19 protein-coding genes and 1 pseudogene (1 of these 20 cut by a window edge) are annotated in these 20429 nt (G+C 74.4%); 8 read left to right on the top strand and 12 right to left on the bottom strand.

Annotated features, from left to right (window positions below; translation table 11 throughout):
* Positions 1-403: 403 nt before the first annotated feature.
* From D476_RS0103605 to deoC, 4 genes are all read right to left on the bottom strand, one after another.
* Positions 404-1069: a hypothetical protein gene (locus D476_RS0103605; RefSeq protein ID WP_017622614.1), complete on the bottom strand. Its 666-nt coding sequence runs from the start codon at positions 1067-1069 to the stop codon at positions 404-406.
* Positions 1070-1123: 54 nt separating this feature from the next.
* Positions 1124-2011 carry an aldehyde dehydrogenase family protein gene (locus D476_RS0103600; RefSeq protein WP_017622613.1) on the bottom strand — a complete coding sequence of 296 codons (888 nt, stop codon included), beginning with the start codon at positions 2009-2011 and terminating at the stop codon, positions 1124-1126.
* Entirely contained in the window at positions 2004-3443 is a 1440-nt protein-coding gene (locus D476_RS0103595; RefSeq protein ID WP_026123200.1) for an aldehyde dehydrogenase family protein, read from the bottom strand. Before D476_RS0103595 ends, D476_RS0103600 begins: the two co-directional genes overlap by 8 nt.
* 122 nt (positions 3444-3565) lie before the next feature.
* Positions 3566-4510 carry a deoxyribose-phosphate aldolase gene (deoC, locus tag D476_RS0103590; protein WP_017622611.1) on the bottom strand — a complete coding sequence of 315 codons (945 nt, stop codon included), beginning with the start codon at positions 4508-4510 and terminating at the stop codon, positions 3566-3568.
* A gap of 637 nt (positions 4511-5147) precedes the next feature.
* Here deoC and D476_RS0103585 point away from each other — a divergent pair.
* The 4 genes from D476_RS0103585 (at position 5148) to D476_RS0103570 (ending at position 8476) form a co-directional block, all read left to right on the top strand.
* Positions 5148-5852: a hypothetical protein gene (locus D476_RS0103585; protein WP_017622610.1), complete on the top strand. Its 705-nt coding sequence runs from the start codon at positions 5148-5150 to the stop codon at positions 5850-5852.
* A 136-nt stretch (positions 5853-5988) separates the two neighbouring features.
* Positions 5989-6456, top strand: coding sequence for a PTS sugar transporter subunit IIA (locus tag D476_RS38390; RefSeq protein ID WP_017622609.1), 468 nt, complete (start codon positions 5989-5991; stop codon positions 6454-6456).
* Positions 6457-6732, top strand: a complete 276-nt coding sequence (locus tag D476_RS38385) for a PTS sugar transporter subunit IIB (protein WP_026123199.1) — start codon at positions 6457-6459, stop codon at positions 6730-6732. It abuts the gene before it with no gap.
* Between the two features lie 223 nt (positions 6733-6955).
* Positions 6956-8476: a PTS ascorbate transporter subunit IIC gene (locus D476_RS0103570; RefSeq protein ID WP_017622607.1), complete on the top strand. Its 1521-nt coding sequence runs from the start codon at positions 6956-6958 to the stop codon at positions 8474-8476.
* A 94-nt stretch (positions 8477-8570) separates the two neighbouring features.
* Here the strand turns inward: D476_RS0103570 and D476_RS0103565 are convergent, their stop codons facing one another.
* A complete protein-coding gene (locus D476_RS0103565) occupies positions 8571-10172 on the bottom strand; it encodes an MFS transporter (protein WP_017622606.1) in 1602 nt (533 codons plus the stop codon).
* A 207-nt stretch (positions 10173-10379) separates the two neighbouring features.
* On the opposite strand from D476_RS0103565, the gene D476_RS0103560 reads away from it, so the two are divergent.
* On the top strand, positions 10380-11129 hold the full coding sequence (locus D476_RS0103560; protein ID WP_017622605.1) for a TetR/AcrR family transcriptional regulator: 750 nt from the start codon (positions 10380-10382) through the stop codon (positions 11127-11129).
* Between the two features lie 69 nt (positions 11130-11198).
* On the opposite strand, the gene D476_RS31975 is transcribed toward D476_RS0103560, so the two are convergent.
* Positions 11199-11897, bottom strand: a complete 699-nt coding sequence (locus D476_RS31975) for a hypothetical protein (protein ID WP_017622604.1) — start codon at positions 11895-11897, stop codon at positions 11199-11201.
* A gap of 10 nt (positions 11898-11907) precedes the next feature.
* A complete protein-coding gene (locus D476_RS0103550; RefSeq protein ID WP_017622603.1) occupies positions 11908-12696 on the bottom strand; it encodes a GbsR/MarR family transcriptional regulator in 789 nt (262 codons plus the stop codon).
* A gap of 245 nt (positions 12697-12941) precedes the next feature.
* Here D476_RS0103550 and D476_RS0103545 point away from each other — a divergent pair, with 245 nt between their 5' ends.
* The 3 genes from D476_RS0103545 (at position 12942) to D476_RS0103535 (ending at position 15302) form a co-directional block, all read left to right on the top strand.
* Complete coding sequence (locus D476_RS0103545) at positions 12942-14156, top strand: cytochrome P450 (protein WP_020380430.1); 1215 nt, start codon at positions 12942-12944, stop codon at positions 14154-14156.
* Complete coding sequence (locus tag D476_RS0103540) at positions 14153-14353, top strand: ferredoxin (protein ID WP_017622601.1); 201 nt, start codon at positions 14153-14155, stop codon at positions 14351-14353. The genes D476_RS0103545 and D476_RS0103540 overlap by 4 nt, the downstream gene beginning before the upstream one ends.
* Before the next feature lie 175 nt (positions 14354-14528).
* Entirely contained in the window at positions 14529-15302 is a 774-nt protein-coding gene (locus tag D476_RS0103535) for an enoyl-CoA hydratase-related protein (protein ID WP_017622600.1), read from the top strand.
* Between the two features lie 38 nt (positions 15303-15340).
* On the opposite strand, the gene D476_RS0103530 is transcribed toward D476_RS0103535, so the two are convergent.
* The 5 genes and pseudogenes from D476_RS0103530 to D476_RS31970 form a co-directional block, all read right to left on the bottom strand.
* On the bottom strand, positions 15341-16591 hold the full coding sequence (locus D476_RS0103530) for a heparan-alpha-glucosaminide N-acetyltransferase domain-containing protein (RefSeq protein ID WP_026123198.1): 1251 nt from the start codon (positions 16589-16591) through the stop codon (positions 15341-15343).
* Positions 16592-16772: 181 nt separating this feature from the next.
* Complete coding sequence (locus tag D476_RS0103525) at positions 16773-18743, bottom strand: acetoacetate--CoA ligase (protein WP_026123197.1); 1971 nt, start codon at positions 18741-18743, stop codon at positions 16773-16775.
* A 287-nt stretch (positions 18744-19030) separates the two neighbouring features.
* Positions 19031-19579 carry a Uma2 family endonuclease gene (locus tag D476_RS0103520; RefSeq protein WP_017622597.1) on the bottom strand — a complete coding sequence of 183 codons (549 nt, stop codon included), beginning with the start codon at positions 19577-19579 and terminating at the stop codon, positions 19031-19033.
* A 23-nt stretch (positions 19580-19602) separates the two neighbouring features.
* Positions 19603-20307, bottom strand: coding sequence for a dethiobiotin synthase (gene bioD / locus D476_RS0103515; RefSeq protein WP_026123196.1), 705 nt, complete (start codon positions 20305-20307; stop codon positions 19603-19605).
* A pseudogene (locus D476_RS31970) lies at positions 20304-20429 on the bottom strand (adenosylmethionine--8-amino-7-oxononanoate transaminase) (it continues 1246 nt past the right edge of the window). Before D476_RS31970 ends, bioD begins: the two are co-directional and overlap by 4 nt.

Raw genomic sequence — 20429 nt, 5'->3', positions numbered from 1 at the left:
GGCGCTGCGGTAAGGGGCGCGGACCTCTTCTCGCCGCCGCTCTCCACCTCACACTCCGGTGGCCCGACACCCGGCCGGGGCCGTAAGCGGGGCACCTGCCGAGCCGCCTTCCCGAACCACGAGCGGCCTGCCGCCCGGCAAGCAGGGCCGGGGAACCACCCGGCTTGCTCCGTCGCCGCCCATCACGGCGACCACGCACACGCCCGACGGACGACAACGCTGCAGGCAGGGCCACCGACCCGCGTCGTCGCCGCTGCTTTTCCCTGCCTTCCGGCGGCCCGCCGTCCGGCCGGAGCCCATGAGCGGGGCACCAGCTCTTCCGTCGCTGCCATCAACGGAGACCGCGCACGCACCGTGCGGCCGACAGGCACCGCCCCAAGGGCCGCCCGGCTCTCCTCGGCGGTCATACCAAGCGCATCGACAGCACGTGCTGCGGGCCCGCGTCGCCGCCCAGGTAGCGGCGGCCCGTGTCCTCGAAGCCCCCGGCGAGATACGCCCTGTACCCGGCGGGGTTGGCCGTCTTCACCGTCGCCAGGATCTCCTCCGCCTCCGGCGCGGCCTCGCGGGCCAGTGACGGCAGCAGGCGGCAGGCCCTCCGTCCCACACCCTCGCCCTGCCAGCGGACCGCGATCAGGAACGACCTCAGCATCACCGCCCGTTCCGGCGCAGCGGTCAGGCTGGAACCGTCACCGGGCACGATCCCCGTGCCCGTCGGCACCGACCTGTCGAGGATTCCGAATCCCGCCGTCTCGCCGTCCACCAGGACCGCGAACGGCACCTGTCCGGGGTGGGCGTCGGCCTTGGGCAGGGTCGCCACCGGCGGGTCCACGAACCTGTTCTGGCCCGGCGCCAGACGCAGGCCCAGCACACCGGCGCGGGCGCGCGCGATACGCGCCCCCGCTCCGTCCGACGCTCCGGACGGCGCCGCGGCCGGAATCCCGTCCGGTGCCCCGGGCTGCGCCTCGTCCGATGCCCCGTCCGGCGTGGCGTCCGACGCCCCGTCCATCCCGTCCAGGCGTAGCAGGTCCACGGCGCCGCAGGGCGCCGTGGGGCCGGGTACGCCGGACATCGCCCCTCCTCTGGTGTCTTCTCCAGGGCCCATCGCCCCGCCCGCCCCGGCGGCTCAGGTGCCGACCGGGTGCCACACGGTCTTGGTCTCCAGGAACGGCCGGATACGGCTCAGCCCCGGATCGGCCTCCCACTCCACCGCCGGGTCCGGGCGCAGCACCCGCTTCAGGGTCTCGGCCGCCGCCTCCTCCAACTCGGCGGCCAGCTCCCCCGCACCGGCCAGGTCCAAGGCGTTCACGTCGGCGTGCGCCGCCAGCGGCGGGGCCAGCTCGGCGGTGCGGCCGGTCAGGATGTTGGCGACCCCGCCGGGCAGGTCGGACGTGGCCAGCACCTCGGCCAGCGCCACCGCCGGCAGCGGCGCGCGCTCGGAGGCCGCCAGCACCGCCGTGTTGCCCATGGCCACCACCGGTGCCAGCACCGACACCAGGCCCAGCAGCGGGGCCTCCTGCGGCGCGAGCACCGCCACCACCCCGGTCGGCTCGGGCGCGGACCGGTTGTCGTACGGCCCGGAGACCGGGTTGGTGCCGCCGAGCACCTGGGCGGCCTTGTCGGTCCACCCCGCGTAGTACACCCACCGGTCGATCGCGGCGGACACCTCGCGCTCGGCCTCGGGGCGCCCCGCCCCGGTGGCGGCCGCCAGCTCCGCGGCGAACTGGGCCCGGCGGCCCTCCATCATCTCCGCCGCCCGGTACAGGACCTGCCCCCTGTTGTAGGCGGTGCGCCCCGCCCACCCGGGGAAGGCCTTGCGGGCCGCGGCCACCGCGTCCCGGGCGTCCTTGCGCGAGGCCATGCCCGCGTTGGCCAGGTGCTCTCCGTCCGCCGACGCCACGGGGTAGGACCTCCCCGACTCCGATCGCGGGAACGCCCCGCCGATGTACAGCTTGTGGGTCTTGCGGACGGCGACGCGCGGCGCCTCCGCCCCCTCGTGCCGGTGCTCAGGCAAGGTAGGCCTCCAGTCCGTGGCGCCCGCCCTCCCGGCCGTAGCCGGACTCCTTGTACCCGCCGAACGGGCTGGCCGGGTCGAACCTGTTGAAGGTGTTGGACCACACCACCCCGGCGCGCAGCCGCTCGGCGGTCCACAGCATCCGCGACCCCTTCTCGGTCCACACCCCGGCCGACAGCCCGTAGGGCGTGTTGTTGGCCTTGGCGACCGCCTCCTCGGGGGTGCGGAACGTCAGCACGCTCAGCACCGGCCCGAAGATCTCCTCGCGGGCGACCCGGTGCGCCTGCGTCACGCCGGTGAAGACCGTCGGGGGGAACCAGTGGCCGCGCTCGGGCAGCGTGCACGGCGGCGACCATGCCTCGGCGCCCTCGGCGCGCCCCGTCTCGGCCAGGGCGCGGATGCGCTCCAGCTGGGCGGCCGAGTTGACCGCGCCGATGTCGGTGTTCTTGTCCAGGGGGTCGCCGAGCCGCAGCAGGGCCATACGGGCCCGCAGCCGCTCCAGGAACTCCTCGGCGACCGACTCCTGGACCAGCAGCCGCGACCCCGCGCAGCACACGTGGCCCTGGTTGAAGAAGACGCCGTTGACCACGCCCTCCACGGCCTGGTCCAGGGCCGCGTCGTCGTAGACGATGTTGGCGCCCTTGCCGCCGAGCTCCAGGGTGAGGCGCCTGCCGGTCCCGGCGAGCGCGCGGGCGATGCCCCGGCCCACCTCGGTCGAGCCGGTGAAGGCGACCTTGTCGGCCCCCGGGTGGGTGACCAGCAGCCGCCCGGTCTCCCCGTCGCCGGTGACGATGTTGACGACGCCCGGCGGCAGCTCCGCCTCCTGGCACACCTCGGCGAACAGCAGCGCCGACAGCGGGGTGGTCTCGGCGGGCTTGAGCACCGCGGTGTTGCCCGCCGCGAGCGCCGGGGCGATCTTCCAGGCGAGCATCAGCAGCGGGAAGTTCCACGGCACGACCTGCGCGCACACGCCGACCGGCCGGGGGTCGGGCCCCATCCCGGCGTAGGCGAGCTTGTCGGCCCACCCGGCGTGGTAGAAGAAGTGCGCGGCGGCCATGGGCACGTCGAAGTCGCGCGTCTCCTTGATGGGCTTGCCGTTGTCGAGGGTCTCCAGCACCGCGATCTCGCGGGCCCGCTCCTGCAGGATGCGGGCGATACGGAAGAGGTACTTGCCGCGCTCGGCGCCGGGCAGGTCCCGCCACACGGTGTCGTAGGCGCGGCGGGCGGCGGCCATCGCCCGGTCCACGTCGGCCTCGCCGCAGACCGCCACCCGTGCCAGCGGCTCCTCGTCGGAGGGGTCGGCGGTGGTGAGGTGCCCGCCGCTCTTGGCGGGCGCGAACTCCCCGTCGATGAACGGGTCGTAGGCCTCGCGCAGCCGCACCACCGAGCGCGACTCGGGGGCGGGCGCGTACTCCAAGGGCTGTCCGTCCAACCGCGAACCCTTCCTGTTCGTGCTCGTTCCGCCGTGGTCGGCCGGTCCGCCGTCCGTTCCGGCGGCCCCGTCCCCGCCCGTCGGCGCCTGGGGCCCGTCCTCGCTGCTCATGGGTGGCCGCCTCAGTCGATGGTGAAGTAGTCGGGACCGGCGTAGGCACCGGTGCGCAGTTTGGCGCGCTGCATCAGCAGGTCGTTGAGGAGGCTGGAGGCGCCGATCCGGAACAGCGCCGGGTCCAGCCAGCGCGGCCCGGCCACCTCCTGCACCATCACCAGGTTGCGGATCGCCTCCTTGGCGGTGCGGATGCCCCCGGCGGGCTTGACGCCGACGGCGCGGCCGGTGGCCGCCAGGTTGTCGCGGACGGCCTCCAGCATCACCAGCACCACCGGGGGCGTGGCGGCGGGCGCCACCTTGCCCGTGGAGGTCTTGATGAAGTCGGCGCCCGCGCCCATCGCCAGCCAGGAGGCGCGGCGCACGTTGTCGAGGGTGGACAGCTCGCCGGTCTCCAGGATGACCTTGAGGTGGGCGCCGCCGCAGGCCTCCCTGACGGCGGTGATCTCCTCGTGGACCTTGCGGTAGTCCCCGGCGAGGAACGCGCCGCGGTCGATGACCATGTCGATCTCGGTGGCGCCGTCGGCCACGGCCCGGCGGGTGTCGGCCAGCTTGGCCTCCAGCGGCGCGCGCCCGGAGGGGAAGGCGGTGGCGACCGAGGCGACGCCCACGCCGCTGCCGCGCACCGCCTCGGCGGCGACGGCGACCAGGTCGGAGTAGACGCAGACGGCCGCGGCGGACGGGGCCTCCGGGTCGTCGGGGTCGGGGCGGCGGGCCTTGGCGGCCAGCGCGCGCACCTTCCCGGGGGTGTCGGCGCCCTCCAGGGTGGTCAGGTCGACCATGCGCACGGCCAGGTCGAGTGCGGCGGCCTTGGCGGTCGTCTTGACCGAGCGGGTGGCCAGCCCGGCGGCGCGTTCGCGGGCGCCGACCTCGTCCACGCCGGGCAGCCCGTGCAGGAACTCGCGCAGGGCCCGGTTGCTGGGGGCCTGCTCGGCGGCGATGGCGGTCTGGGGCACGGTCCACCTCGTGAGCGGTCGTCGTGAGCGGTTCCTCTTCGTCGGCCGGGGATCGTCCGGCCCTCGCCTGGAGCCACCCTAACGCGCGGGCGCGGGGGCGCCCGGCGGCGGTCCCCGGCGGGGCTCTCCGGCCGATGTCCCTCCCCTGGACCGTTGAGGGGAGAGAGGTGCTCCGGCCGGTGGTCGCAGACCACCGGCGGCCGCTTGACCGGGGCGCCCATCAGCCGGTCGTGCCGGACCGCGGCGTTGAGCGCGCAGACCTCCGGCACCCCCGGCCCACAAGCCCCTGGCGGTGCGCCGGGCATGGCGCTCCGGCCCCAGCCGACCCGCACACACCGCCCACCGGCGCCCTTCGCCGTGCCCGCAGCCGGATCAGAGTCCTCCTATCGACGATCTCGGCGTGTTTCTTGGAGCAGGCCCGTAGAGGGCACCGGCGGCGTGCGGCCCGGGGATGAACCGGTCGCCGCGCTGTCGTCCGTTGGGAGCGCGGCGGGGCCCCCGCCCGGGCGCCGACCGGACGCGGTGGCCCGGCTCCGGGGCGCGCCGGGCCCCGGGCGCGCCCGTCCCGCCCCGGTGGCCCGTACCCTGAACAGGCGAGGGACGTCGGCACCGGGCCGACTCCGCGCCGGAGGGGGACATGGCCGAGTTCCGGATCGTCTCGCAGGACGGATTCGACCTGAAGCGGCTCGCGGCGGCGCTCGCCGAGTCGCAGGGCTGGCCGCGCGAGCGCATCGGCATCTGGGAGAACCGGCGCGACGGCGAGGTCGTCGTCACCGTCGACGACGGGCTGCTGGCCCCCTCGACCGGCCCCGACCCGCTCACCCTGCCCATGCACACCCCCCGGGACGTGCACCGCGCCTGCGAGCTGATCCGCCGCCGGGACGGTTCGCTGCGCGGGGTGGACTTCGCCGAGCTGCGCCGCGAGGCCGCCCGCTTCTTCTCCGCCGGGTGGTCGGTGGCCGACCTGCTGCACGCGCTCAGCCACCGCCCCGACGGCGCCCCGTGGCCGCGCGGCGAGGGCTACCAGGGGGTGGAGTGGCTGCGCCACCGGCTCAAGCACTGGACCACCCCCAGCGGCGACATCCGGCCCTCGGTCTCCCAGGAGACGGTGCAGATGCGCATCGTCGGCCGGGCCGGGCTGCCCGAGGACATCGGGATGCCGCCCGAGGGGTCGGAGGAGGCCGCGCCGCGCACCGGCCGCGCGGCCCCCGACCGGGTGCGCGCCGCCGCCGACGACGCCCGGCGGCTGATCCGCGCCTCGACCCGCACCACCAGCGACGGGCTGTCCCACCAGGAGCGCACCGCATCCCGCATCAATCGGACAACGGACGCGGAGCAGTAGCTTCAGGGCCACGACACCCCAGTCGGTGATGCGTTACATTCCTCCGGTAGCACCGTAACGTTGTATACGGTCCGCACCGCGGGCCGCGGCCCGCCGCGGCCCGACCGTCCCTCGCGTCCCGTCGCCGGGAGGGCCCATGGCCGACACGTCCCTGTCCACCCTGCTGCCCGCCGACGCCATCGTGACCGGGATCGCGGCCGAGGACTGGCGTGCGGCGATCCGCGCCGCCGGAGAGCTGCTCGTCGCCGGAGGCGCGGCGACCTCGGACTACATCGGCCAGATGCAGGCGGCGGTGGATGAGTACGGCCCCTACATCGTCATCGCGCCGGGCCTGGCCCTGGCGCACGCCCGGCCCAGTGAGGCGGTGCTGCACACCGGCATGTCCTGGGCGGGCCTGGCGCGGCCGGTGGCCTTCGGCCACCCCCAGAACGACCCCGTGGAGCTGGTCATCGGGCTGGCGGCGGTGGACCACGACGGCCACTCCGGCGCCCTGTCCCGCCTGGCGCGCATGCTGGGCGACCCCGAGCGGCTGCGCGAGCTGAAGAAGATGCGCGAGCCCCGGGCGATCCACGAGGCGATCACCGAGTACGAGAGGGGCGAATAGGTGAGGATCCTCGCCGTATGCGGCATGGGCATCGGTACCAGCGTGCTGCTGAAGGCCAACGCTGAGAAGGCCGTCCGGGAACTGGGGCTGGACGCGGAGGTGGAGGTCGCCGACATCGGCACCGCACGCGGCGCCGCCGCCACCGCCGGCCTGGTGCTCACCTCGGGTGAGCTGGCCGCGGAGCTGGGCGACGTGGACATCCCGGTCGTGGTGGTGGCCAACTTCATGGACGCCGAGGAGATCCGCCGGGCCATCGCCGAGGGCACCGGTCGTTGAGGTCGGAGAACACGCCCCCGGCGGCCCGGCCTCAGGCCCGTCTCCCCTGAGCGTGCCACGGCCGNGGGTGGCGGCCCCCGCCACGGCGGGCCCGTGGACCCGTCGCGGGTCCCGGGGACGTCGGCTTCATGGCGGCGCGTCCGCCGCCGTCTCCCCCGGGACCGACGCGGCCGATCCGCGCGAGCCCTTGAGACCCCGGTAGTCGGACAGGCGGGAGCCCCCCATGGACGCGGTCCTCGCGATCGCCCGGTTCGTCGTCAACGAGATCCTCAGCGTCCCGGCCTACATGGTCGGGCTGATCACCGCGGTCGGCCTGATCGCGCTGCGCCGCCCGGTGGGACAGGTGGTCGGCGGCGGGATCAAGGCCGTGCTGGGCTTCCTGCTCATCGGTGCCGGGGCGGGCCTGGTCACCGCGGCCCTGGAACCGCTGGGCGCCATGATCCAGGGCGCGGCCGGCGCCCAGGGCGTGGTGCCCACCAACGAGGCGATCGTGGCCATCGCCCAGCAGGAGTTCGGCGCCCAGGTCGCCTGGATCATGATCGCCGGGTTCGCGCTGAGCCTGGTGCTGGCGCGGTTCACGCCCCTGCGGTACGTGTTCCTCACCGGCCACCACACCCTGTTCATGGCCACCCTGCTCACCATGGTGCTGGCGACCACCGGCCTGCCCGCCCCGGCCGCGGTCGCCCTGGGGGCACTGCTGCTGGCGGTGGCGATGGTGTCCCTGCCCGCGCTGGCCCAGCCGTGGACCCGGGCGGTGGGCGGCGACGGCAGGATCGCCATCGGCCACTTCGGCACCCTGGGCTACGTGGCCGCGGGCGCCACCGGACAGCTCGTCGGCAGGGGCAGCCGCCGGAGTACCGAGGACATGAAGCTGCCCGAAGGGCTGCGGTTCCTGCGCGACTCCATGGTGGCGACCGCGCTGAGCATGGTCGTCATCTACGTGGCGGTGGCCCTGCTGTACTGGGCCCGCCAGGGCACCGGGGCGGCGCTGGAGATGTTCCCGCCGGCCGAGGGCGTCGACCCGACGGTCGGGCACTTCGTGATGGCGTCGGTGATGGAGGGGCTGCAGTTCGGGATCGGCGTCGCGGTGATCCTGTACGGCGTGCGGACCATCCTGGGCGAACTGGTCCCGGCCTTCCAGGGGATCGCCGAGCGGATCGTGCCGGGCGCGGTGCCCGCCCTGGACGCCCCGATCGTCTTCCCCTTCGCGCAGAACGCGGTGCTCGTCGGGTTCCTGGCCAGCTTCGTCGGCGGGCTCGCGACGCTGGCGTTCATGGCCGGGGTGGCCACCCCGGTGTTCGGGTTGGCGCTGATCCTTCCCGGGCTGGTGCCGCACTTCTTCACCGGCGGCGCGGCGGGCGTGTACGGCAACGCGACCGGCGGGCGCCGGGGCGCGGTGCTCGGCGCCTTCGTCAACGGCGTGATCATCACCGTCCTGCCCGCGCTGCTGCTGGGCGTGCTGGGCGCGTTCGGGGAGGCGAACACGACCTTCGGGGACGCCGACTTCGGATGGTTCGGCATCGCGGTCGGCTACTCCTTCAGGGCCGGGGACGCCGCCGGGGTGGCACTGTCGCTGCTGGTGGCCGCGGTGCTGTTCACCGCGGCCGTGCTGGTGCAGCGCAAGGCGGTGCTCGGGGGCTGGGACCCGGCCGCGCGCCACAAGGCCGCGCTGGAGCGCCGCGAGGAGGAGAGCAGCCGGGAGGGGCCGGAAGGCCGACAGGCCGGGGGTGGCACGGACACCTGACCGGCGCGGCGGGCGGACACGGCGCACGACGCGAGGGGGCGGGCCCGCGGGCCCGCCCCCTCGCCGTGCCGGACCCGGACCGGCCCGCGGGGCGCTACACGTGCACGGCGGGCTCGGGCGCCGCACCGCCCTCGGCGGCCTCCTGCTTCGCGGCCGGCTTCATGAACAGCGACAGCACCGCCGCCCCGGCCATGACCGCGGCCGCGACGCTGAACGCCAGGAACAGGCCGTCCATGAACGCCAGGTGGCTCGCCCGGGTGACCGCCTCGGCGACCGCGTCGGAGGCGCCCTCCGGCACCACCGCCGACCCTTGGGCGACCGCGCTCTGCAGCGCGGTGAGCCCCTCGCCCTCCGGCAGCTCCAGCCCGGCGTCGCCGAAGTGTCCGGGCAGCGTGGCGGCCACCCGCACCGACAGCACCGCGCCCAGCACCGCCGTGCCGAGCGAGCCGCCGAGCTGCATCGCGGCCTGCTGCATACCCGAGGCCACCCCGGCCAGGGAGACCGGAGCGCTGGTGAGGATCGCGGCGGTGGCGCCGGTCATCACCATGCTCAGCCCGATCCCCAGCAGCATGAAGCCGACCGAGGTGTAGACGACCCCGGTGTCGGGGGTGAGCCGGGAGAGCATGAACAGCGCGACCGAGGCGCTGACCAGGCCGCCCACGGTGGGGATGCGGGTCCCCACGGTGTCGATGAGGCGCCCGGCCGGGGTGGCGCAGACCGCCATCATCGCGGTCAGCGGCAGCAGCTGCAGCCCGGCCTGCAGCGGCGTCAGCCCCAGCACCCCCTGCAGGTAGAAGGTGATGAAGAAGAGCGAGCCCATCAGCCCCAGGGCCATCAGCACCATCAGCACCACGCCGATGGAGATGGGCGCGGAGCGGAAGATGCCCAGCGGCAGCAGCGGCGCCTCGGCCTTGCGCTCCCACAGCACGAACGCGGTGCCGAAGGCCAGGGAGACCGCGAGCACGGTCAGCGTCTCGGGGTGGGACCACCCCTTGGCCGGCGCCTCCACCAGCGCCCAGACCAGGGCGAAGATGGCGACGCTGAGCAGCGCGATCCCGGGCAGGTCCATCCGCGAGGAGGTGTCGGTGGGGCGGTTGGGGCCCAGCAGCCACACCCCCAGGCCCAGGGCGGCCAGGCCGACCGGGATGTTGATCAGGAAGGCGGCGTGCCAGCTGAACGCCGAGACCAGGATGCCGCCGACGATCGGCCCGGCCGCGGTGGCGCCGCCGATCAGGCTGCCGAACACCCCGAAGGCCCGTCCCAGCTTGTCCGGCGGGAAGCTGGAGCGCAGCAGCCCCATCGCGGCGGGGGCGATGGTGGCGCCGAACACGCCCTGCAGGATGCGGAAGGCCACCAGCGGGGCCACCGCCGAGGACAGGGCGATCGCCACCGAGGTGAGGGTGAAGCCGACGACGCCGACAATGAAGACGCGGCGGTGGCCGTAGCGGTCGCCGAGCTTGCCCGCGGTGATCAGGAAGACCGCCAGGCCGAGCAGGTAGCCGTGGGTGACCCACTGCAGCTCGGCGAGGGAGGCGTCCAGGTCGGCGCCGATCGCCGGGTTGGCCACGGCCACGATGGTGCCGTCCAGGGCGACCATCATGACCCCGAAGGCGATGGCCACCAGCGTGCCCCACGGACTGCCGCGCAGCCCCGGCCCCCGTTCCGGCGGCGCCTCGTGCGGTGCTGTCCGGACCATACGTCCCCCCGTTCCCCGCGGGCCTTCCCGCGGTGCCTACCGACCCGTCACGACGCGGCAACACTAGTGGCAGCCGCTGACAGATGACAATCACTGACCAATTTTGTGCCCGGCGGTATCCTCGGACCGACCGATCCGCGAAAGCGGAGGTGGAGCCGCCCCCGCACGCGCCCCCGGGCGGGGCGCGCGGCCGAACCGGAGGAGTACGTGACGGGAATCACCGACGGATCCGGCACGACGGACCGCCCGGCCGGCCTGCGCGAGCGCAAAAAGGCCCGGACCCGCGAGGCCCTGGTGGCGGCCGCGCTGGACCTGTTCACCGAGCGGGGCTTCGAGGCGACCACCACCGAGGAGATCGCCGCCGAGGCGGAGGTCTCCCAGCGGACCCTGTTCCGCTACTTCCCGTCGAAGTACGACATCGTTCTATCGGTCTACGACGACATCGAAGAGGTCTTCCTGCACAGGCTCCGGGAACGGCCGCTGACCGAGCACCCCTTCACCGCCATGGCCCGGGCGGTCCAGAACACGCGCACGGACCTGAGCCCGACCGTGGTCGCAGGCCAGCTCCGGCTGCTGCCGCTGCTGGCCGAGTCGCCCCACCTGCTCGCCGCCCGGTTCGACTCGGGCAACCGGCACGTGGCGCGCCTGGAGGCCCTGATCGCCGAGCGGTGCGGCGCCTCGCCGCGCGACCTGAAGCCGCGCCTGCTGGCCTCGGTCTTCGGATGCACCATGAAGACCGCTCTCACCCAGGCCTGCATGGTCCCCCACCCCAGCGCCGACCAGCTCTACGCCCTCATCGAGGCGGCCATGGACACGCTCGTCCCAACGCTGACCGAGCCCTGGCACCTCTCGGCCGAGGAGGAGGCCCCTCCCGCAGCGGAGGGCGCCGGACCGGCGGATCAGGGGTCCGGTTCCGAATCGTCCAACACGGGCGATGATGCTGCCATAGCCCGCTGACCACCCGCCACGCGTTTTCCACCTGCGAAGACGCGGCAAGGCACGCGACGCGCCCGGGATGCGGGGCGCTCACCCCTCATCGGCCCCCGCCGCCCCCGGCGCGTCCCCGGTTCCGGCGGAGGCGGCGGAACCGTCGGCCTGGGCCCCGAAACGGGGCCGCATCCGCCTCCACAGCAGGGAGCCGACGACCGCCGCCGCAGCCGCCGTGCCCGCGGCCGCCACCGGGACCGCTCCCCAGGTCCGCACCGCGGCCTCGACGAGCCGACGGCTCTCCGCCTGCGGGTCGGCCAGCACGGCTACGCTGAATACGGCCACCAGCAGGGCCACCGCCCCGACCAGCAGCGCCCGCTGGAGGCGGCCCGGCTCTGTGCGGCGGTTCAGCACGCGGCCCGCCTTGAGGATGCGGCCGGCCCGCAGCAGCCGCAGGGACACCGCCACCCGTGCCAGGCGCAGCATCTGCAGCGGGCCGACGGCCAGCACCACCGCGAGTACGGCGGCCGCGGCGGCCATCGTGGTCCAGCGGTGTTCGCGCAGCCACGCCCGCTTGCCCTCGGCGAGCAGGAACAGCATCCCCCATTCGGCCCACAGCACCGCCCCGGCGGCGATGTTGGCCCACCGGCCCGTCGCCGCCACCGCACCGGAGCCCCAGACCTCGAAGAACACGGCCGGGACCGAGACGAGCGCGGCCGCGATCACCACGGGGGCCATGCGGCGCTCGGCTTCACTGGCCCGGAGGTTCACCGCCCCGTCGCCGCTGCCGCCGCCCATGCGAGCGAGGCTACTCCTCCGGTTCCGGCGCTCCGGCGGCCGGTGTCCGCGTCGGTCCGCGATCCGCGCCGCCGTCCGCGTCCGGCTCGCCGCCGCCCGGGGACCGCCACCCCATCTCCCGCTCCCAGCGGGCGGTGGCCTCCAACAGCGCCTCGGAGGACATGGCGAAGAAGGCCCCCACCTCATCCAGGCGGGCACCGGCCGGGGTCCCGGTCCCGAGGATGCGCGCGCCTTCCCGAGCCGCCTCGGCCAGCTGCAGGTTCGCCCGGATGCTCGCCTCCCACGCCCGGACCCACGCGGTCCGGTCGGCGAAGTACAGGTCGCGGCGCCCGCCCGGAGCGCGTTCGCGCCGCAGCAGGTCCTGCCCCTCCAGGTAGCCGACGATCTTGGACACCGACGCAGGGCTGAGGCCGAGCCGTTCGGCGAGCTCGGCGGCGGTGAGACCCGCGTCGGCCACGAACAGGGCGGCCACGACCCGCGCCGGGGTGCGCGGCAGGCCGGTCGCCTGGAGCGGCTCGATGACGATCTCCTCGGCCCGGCGCCGCGCCCCGTCCAACGGGCCGGGGGCCTGGGACGCCGAGCGCGGCGGCGCCGCAGGGCCGCGCCGGGCGCGGCGCTCGGTCTCCCTCTGGGCGCGGTCGGGCCGGTAGCCGTTCGGCCCCCCGTTGCGCATCACCTCGCGCGTCACGGTGGATGTGGGCCGCCCCAGCCCGCGCGCGATCCCGGCGTAGGACAGCCCGTCGCCCAGACCGCGGGCGATCCGGCGGCGCTCGTCAGGGGTGAGGCGTCCTCCGGGCACGGGCTCCCCCTTGCTTGTCGGCGGGCCGTGCCGAAATGCGCGGCCCTTCACCCCCATTGTGCGTTCACTCGACTTTCATTGCAACGCAGCGAACCACGAGAGGTTTGCATTCACCCTACGCCCACCGCAACGATATTCGCTCCATACCAGGAATGACGAGCGATCTGCCCCTCGCATGCATTGATGAGTTTTTGAATGCAACGTAGCGTTTCATTCGATCGAAACTCCGACGGGGGAGACGCACCATGACCACGGCACCGTTGCCGGAACTGCCCGGGATGCCCACCGCGCGCCCCTCGGGGCGCCCCTTCGACCCGCCCGAAGAGCTGGCGGCGGTACGCCCGCTGGCCCGGATCCCGCTCGCCGGCGGCACCCCGGGGTGGCTGGTCACCGGGTTCGCCGCCGCCCGCGCCGTCACCTCCGACCCGCGCTTCAGCACCCGGTCGGAGCTGCAGCGCCTCGTGCTGCCCCGGTTCGGGATGCCCGACCGCATGCCGCCCGCCCCGCCCGGGATGTTCCTCCAGGCCGACCCGCCCGAGCACACCCGCTACCGGCGGCTGCTCACCGGCAGGTTCACCGTCCGCCGCATGCGGATGCTGACCGAGCGCGTGGAGCGGACCGTCGCCGAACACCTGGACGCCATGGAGCGCGCGGGCGGCCCCGCCGACCTGGTCACCGCCTACGCCCAGCCCGTCCCCGCCATGGTGATCTGCGAGATCCTCGGGGTCCCCGCCGAGGACCACGCCCGGTTCAACGGGGCCGCCCGCACCTTCAACGACCCCGCGGCGACCGCCGAGGAGATGGGCCGCGCATGGCAGGAGCTGTACGCGTACCTGCGGGACCTGGTGACCGCCAAGCGCTCCGCCCCCACCGACGACGTCCTCAGCGAGCTGACCGACTCCGACCTCACCGAGGAGGAGCTGGTCAACGTGGCCACCCTGCTGCTGGGGGCCGGGCTGGACACCACCGCCAACATGATCGCGCTGGGCACCTTCGCCCTGCTGAGCCACCCGGACCAGCTCGCGGTCATGCGCGACGACCCCGAGGCCGTGAACGGGGGCGTGGAGGAGCTGATGCGGTACCTGAGCATCCCGCACACGGGCCAGCGCGCCGCCCTGGAGGACGTCGAGCTGGAGGGGCACGTGATCAAGGAGGGGGACACGGTCGCCCTTTCGCTCGCCGCCGCCAACCGCGACCCCGCGCGCTTCCCCGACCCCGACCGGCTCGACCTGAGGCGGGACGCACCCGGACACCTGTCCTTCGGCCACGGCGTGCACCAGTGCCTCGGCCAGCAGCTCGCCCGAGTGGAGATGCGGGCCGCCTTCCCCGCGCTGCTGCGGCGCTTCCCCGACCTGCGCCTTGCGGTGCCGCCGGAGGACGTGCCGCTGCGCGAGAGAGCGGACATCTACGGCGTGGAGCGCCTGCCCGTCACCTGGGGGCCGGAAGGGGCCGGGCGATGAGGATCAGCGCCGACCGCGACCGGTGTATCGGGGCGGGAATGTGTGTCCTGACCGCCGCCGACCTGTTCGACCAGGACGAGGAGGAGGGACTGGTGCGGGTGCTGGAGGAGGCGCCCGCCGCCGACCGGGAACAGGACGCGCACCGGGCCGCCCGCCTGTGTCCGTCCGGGGCGCTGGCCGTCACCGACGACGCCTGACCGGTCCCGCCCCCGTCCCGAATCGAGGGGGCCGGGACGGGGGCACGGATGGGGCACGGAACGGGGCCGGGCCCGGAGGCGGAGAGCGCACAGGGGCGGACCGCGTCCGCGGCGGCCCGCCCCGGTCGGCGCCGCGTCCCGTGACGCGGCGCCGACCTCGGCGTAACGTCGATTCATGAGCAGCAACGACCGCGTCCTCGTGGAACGCTCCGGACCGCACGCCACCATCACCATGAACCGGCCGGAACGCCGCAACGCGCTGTCCGAGGGGTTCATGGACGAGCTGACCGCGGCCTTCGAGGAGGTCGCCGCCACCGACGCGCTCGGCATCACCCTGGCCGGAAACGGGCCGGTGTTCTCCGCCGGGCACGACTTCGCCGAGCTGGCCGGCGCCGACCACGCCGCGACCCGCCGCACCCTGCTCACCTGCGCCCGGCTCATGCGCACCGTGCAGTCGGTGCCCCAGGTCGTCCTCGCCCGCGTGCACGGGCTGGCCACCGCCGCCGGGTGCCAGCTGGTCGCCACCTGCGACCTGGCCGTGGCCGGGTACAGCGCCGGGTTCGCCGCCCCCGGCGGCAAGGGGGGCTGGTTCTGCCACACCCCGATGGTCGCCGTCTCCCGCAACGTGGGGCGCAAGCGGGCCGTGGAGATGGCGCTGACCGGCGACGTGGTCGACGCGGGCACCGCCGCCGAGTGGGGGCTGGTCAACCGGGCCGTCGCCGACGCCGAACTGGAGGAGGCCGCGCGCGACCTGCTGGACCGCGCCACCCGCGGCTCACCGCGCAGCAAGGCCCTGGGCAAGCAGGCGCTCTACGCCCAGCTGGACCGGCCCGAGTCCGACGCCATGGCCTACGCGGTCGAGGTGATGGCGGCCGCCGCCCAGACCCCGGAGGCCCAGGAGGGCATGGCGGCGTTCCTGGACAAGCGCGCCCCGAAGTGGCCCGCCTGACCGGCGGCCGCCCTCCGGCCCCTACGGCGGGGCCGCGTTCAGCTCTGGCGTACCCGGCCGCGCCGGTCGGGGACCAGGTCGGCGCCGCGGTCGGCGAGCCATCCCAGGGCGCGTTCCAACGGGCCCCGGCCCAGCAGCAGCTTCCACCCCGTGCACAGCACCAGCGCCGCGACCACGAACGCCTCCCACCGGAACGGGGCCGTGTCCTGGAAGGACATACCCCCGGCCGCCATGACCACGATGTGCCCGGCGTAGACCGTCAGCGCCATGGACCCGGCCGCCGACAGGGGGTACAGCGGCACCCGCGCGTACTCGGCCGCGTACAGGCAGGCCACCAGCACCAGTAGGGACGTCCCGATCGCGCCCACGGCCTCGTAGCTGGTGCCGCTGTGCGGGCTGGCGATGAGCAGCCACAGCGGGGAGTCCGTCGGGACCTGCCCGTGCATGTTGCCCAGTTCCCCCACGACCCACTCGCGCATCGGCGCCAGTTCGGCGGCGTCGGGGCCGGTGGTGCCCCAGGCCGGACCCGCGAGGTCGGCGGCCAGCCGGTCGACCCCGCCCAGGGGGTACAGCAGCAGCCACGACCCGCCGTAGCCGAGCAGGGCCAGCGCGGCGCCGGTGCCCAGCATGCCCAGGCGCACCCGGGCCGCGTTCAGGTCCATCCGGCCCACCGCCATGCCCGCCACCACGAACGCCATGAACGTGAACGCCGGGTAGTAGCCGGTGAGGAGGAGGTCGGTGACGCCGCCGATGGAGTTCTCCCGGAACCCTCGGTCGCCCATGGTCGAGCGCAGCAGGAACGACGCCTGCGGGCCGATCAGCGCGATCGCCGCCGCCATGCAGCCCAGCGCGACCGGGCCCAGGGTGAGCAGCGGCAGGGCCAGCACGAAGAACCCGGCGTAGTAGGCCAGGATGACCGCGACCGGGGCGCCGAGCACGTCCAGGAACATCCCGAGCAGGGCCAGCACCACCGCGCGCACCAGGATGCGCGCGACGGGGCGCTGCAGGGCCAGGCCGGGGAGGGGCCGGGTCCTGCCGGTCATCAGGGCCAGGGACACCCCGGCGAGGAAGGCGAACAGCGCCGAGGAGCGGCCGCGGGTCAGGCCGTGGAGGGCCTCGGCCGCCTCGTCGCCCGCCAGCCCGGCGAGGCCGAGCGAGCCGACGCCGAGGTGCACGGTGAGCATGCCGAAGACGGCGAGGGCGCGCGCGGCGTCGATCCCGGCGATGCGCTCGCGCGCCGCGGGTGCCGCCGACCCGTCGAGGAGACGGGGGTCCTGAGGCGGAGTCACGACGCCCACCATAGGAGGTATTGCGGTGTTTTGGGGCGGTCGGTGGCGACCGGTTCCCGGAACGCCGCCGCCGTCCGGGCAGGGCGTCCCGGCAGGGGCCGCCCCGGGGGACCGGTCCCACGGCCGGGCCGGGGAGGCGGGGGCGGTGCCGTCCCGCCGCCCCGCCCCCGACCGCCGCCGCTCAGTCCTCGCCGCGCGCGAGCTCGGAGAAGTAGTCCAGCGCCTCCGGGTCGGCCAGGGAGTCGCGGCTGGCCACCTTCTCGGCGGGCTCGCCCATCAGGATGCGCTTGACCGGGACCTCCAGCACCTTGCCCGAGAGGGTGCGCGGCACCTGGGCGATGGCCCGCACCGAGTCCGGGACGTGCCGGGGCGAGCAGTCCTCGCGGATGCGGCGCGCGATGGCCTTGGTGAGCGCCTCGTCCAGCTCGGCGCCCTCGCGCAGCACGGTGAACAGCTCGATGCGCGACCCCCCGTCCTTCTGGGGCACGTCCACCACGAGGGCGTCGGTGATCTCGTCCAGGGACAGCACCGCCCGGTAGATCTCGCTGGTGCCCATCCGCACCCCGCCCCGGTTGATGGTGGAGTCGGACCGGCCGTAGATGACGGCGGTGCCGCGCTCGGTGATGGAGATCCAGTCGCCGTGCCGCCACACCCCCGGGTACATGGAGAAGTAGCTGTCGCGCAGGCGCTCCCCGTCGTCGTCGCCCCAGAAGTACAGGGGCATGGACGGGGCGGGCTCGGTGACCACCAGCTCGCCGACCTCGCCGGTCAGCTCCTTGCCGTCGGGGTCCCATGCGGCCACCGCCATGCCCAGGGACCGGGCCTGGATCTCCCCTTCGTACACCGGCAGGGTGGGCACGCCGCCCACCAGGCAGCTGCAGATGTCGGTGCCGCCGCTGGTGGAGAAGAGCCACAGCCCGTCGCCGAACTCGCGGTAGCACCAGTCGAACCCCTCGGGGCTGAGCGGCGACCCGGTGGACCCGATGGCGTGCAGCGCCGACAGGTCCCGCCCCTGCGTGGGGTGGATTCCGGCCTTCATGCACGTGGACAGGTATCCGGCGCTGGTACCGAAGACGGTGACCCCCGCGCGCTCGGCCAGGTCCCACAGGGTGCCCAGGTCGGGGTGGCCGGGGTTGCCGTCGAACAGCACGATGGAGGCCCGGGTGAGCAGCACGCTCACCAGGAAGTTCCACATCATCCACCCGGTGGTGGTGAACCAGAACACCCGGTCGGACTCCTGGGCGTCCAAGTGGAGGTGGAGGTTCTTGAGCTGCTCCAGCAGGATGCCGCCGTGCCCCTGCACGATGGCCTTGGGCAGCCCGGTGGTGCCGGAGGAGTAGAGCACCCACAGCGGGTGGTCGAACCCGACCCGCTCGAACTCCAGGTCGGCGCCCTCCCCGGCGCGCTCCAGCGCCTCCCAGGACAGGGCGTCCTCGGGCACCTCGTCGCCCAGGTAGGGCAGCACGACGGTGTGCTCCAGGCCGGGCAGCTGCGCGCGCAGCTCGCGCACCGTGCCGGTGCGGTCGAAGTCCTTGCCGCCGTAGCGGTAGCCGTCGACGGTCAGCAGCACCTTCGGTTCGATCTGGGCGAAGCGGTCGATCACGCTGCGCACGCCGAAGTCGGGCGAGCAGGAGGACCAGACCGCGCCGATGGAGGCGCAGGCGTAGAAGGCGGCGGCCGTCTCGGCGATGTTGGGCAGGTAGGCGGCGACCCGGTCGCCGGGGCCCACGCCGAGGCGGCGCAGCCCGGCCGCGATGGCGGCGGTGCGGCGCTTGAGCTCGCCCCAGGTCCACTCGCCCAGGACGCGCAGCTCGGAGGCGTGGCGGATGGCCACGGCGTCGTCGTCGCGGTCGGCGAAGACGTGCTCGGCGTAGTTGAGGCGGGTGCCGGGGAACCAGCGGGCCCCGGGCATGGCCCGCTCGGCGAGGACCTCGGTGGGCGGGGTCGAGGAGCGCACACCGTAGTAGTCCCAGACCGCCGACCAGAACCCGTCGAGGTCGGTGGTGGACCAGCGCCAGAGGGAGTCGTAGTCGCCTTCGTCGACGGCCGCCCCCCGCTCCTCGCGCACCCAGCGGGCGAACGCGGTGATGTTGGCCCGTTCCCGCCGTTCGGTGTCGGGGGTCCAGAGCACGGGGGGTGGTGGCTGCGTCATTGCTGGCGCCCTCCTCATGTAACGCAGGCGAGCGGTCGGCCGCGCCCGCCGGTCAGGCGGGGCCGCCGCTGTGATGTGACGCCCATCTAACAACACGGTCGGAGTGTCGCGCATCACGGGGGTCGGCCAGGCCGACCGGCGAAGCGCAGGTGGAGGGGCCCTGGAGGCGTCCCGCCGCGACACAGCCTGACGGCGGGGCGGCACGGGCGCCATGGGAGCAGGGCACACACGAAGGCGGACGGGGGCGGGTGGGAACGCCACCCACGAGAAGGGCGGACGGGGGCGGTTCAGTACTGCTTGTAGTGGTCCAGGCTCCACGTGCGCACCGGCCACGGCAGCGATGGGACGTGGACGTAGTCCCCCATCGGGCCTTCGACGCACGCGGTGTACCGGCCCTCCTCAGGAGCGCTGTACAGGCTCCACAGGTCGCCGGTCTGCCTGATCACCAGGTAGGAGGGAATTCCCACCTCCGCGTAGACCCCCTTCTTGACCTCCTCGTCGGTATAGCGCGACGAGGGGGAGACGATCTCGATGGCGAGCAGGATCTTTTCGCCAGGACGGTTCCCTGGGCTGACGAGCTCCGTTCCCGGCCGGTAGATCGCGATATCCGGCCGGTATTCGTCGCCGCAGCCGGGGAACTCCACCGATCCGTCCGCTGAGACCGGGAATTGCTGGATCCTAGCCTGGAGCTGCAGGTCGAACATGATGTCCTGGTGCAGCTGGCTCGGCGACGGCGAAATGATGATCTCCCCGCTGATGATCTCGTACCGGATCTCTTTCCGATCAAGCAGCTCAGTGACCTTGGCCTGCTCTCTCAGCTCGTCGGAGACCGTCATCCCTCGTCCACTCCCTCGAAGCGTCATGTACGAGCGCCGCGGCTACCTACCGTCGTCATCCATGCTAGCCCGAGGGCCTGTGCCTGGGTGGCGAACTCTTCAGGCTCCAGCTCCGCCATGCCCTCGGGCAATGCCCCCAGCAACGGCGCTCCGGCCTCCGCCGGGAGGTCTCCGAGGTTGCACCGCTCGGCCAGGCCCGGCTCCCGGGGCCAGCTGCCGATCACCAGCCCCGCGCACATGATCCGCCGGGCGCGCAGGGCCTCGGCCGTCAATGCCGTCTCGTTGAGCGTTCCCAGGCCCGCGCGCGCCACCAGCAGCACCGGTGCCGACAGCAGCGCGGCGGCGTCGGCCAGGGTCGACCCCTGCTCGTCGAAGCGCACCAGCAGCCCGCCCGCGCCTTCGACCAGGACCAGGTCGTGCCCCTCGTCCTCCAGCTCCGCGGCGGCCCGCGCCGCCCGTTCCGCGGACAGTCCCGGCATCCCGGCGCGGCGGGCGGCGGTGGCCGGGGCCAGCGGGTCGGGGTAGCGGACCAGCTCCCGCACGGTCGTGCCCGGGGCCAGGCGGGCGACCTCGTCGGCGTCCCCCGGCTCGCCCGGCCGCACCCCGGTCTGCGCCGGCTTGAGCACGGCGACCCGCCGCCCCGCCCGCAGGGCGAGGGCCGCGAGCGCGGCCGTGCACACGGTCTTGCCCACCCCGGTTCCGGTCCCGGAGACCGCCATCACCGTCATGCGGTCGCCTTCAGCGAGGCCTCGGCGGCGGCGAGCATGCCGCCGGTGACGGCCTCCAGGTCGGAGGTGCCGCAGATGTAGGGCGGCATCGCGTAGACGTGGTTGCGGAAGGGCCGCAGCCA

The sequence above is a fragment of the Nocardiopsis chromatogenes YIM 90109 genome, from assembly GCF_000341185.1.
Lineage (GTDB): Bacteria > Actinomycetota > Actinomycetes > Streptosporangiales > Streptosporangiaceae > Nocardiopsis_A > Nocardiopsis_A chromatogenes.
The sequence above is the reverse complement of the archived record's forward strand: the minus strand, read 5'-3'. Positions and strand labels throughout refer to the sequence as shown.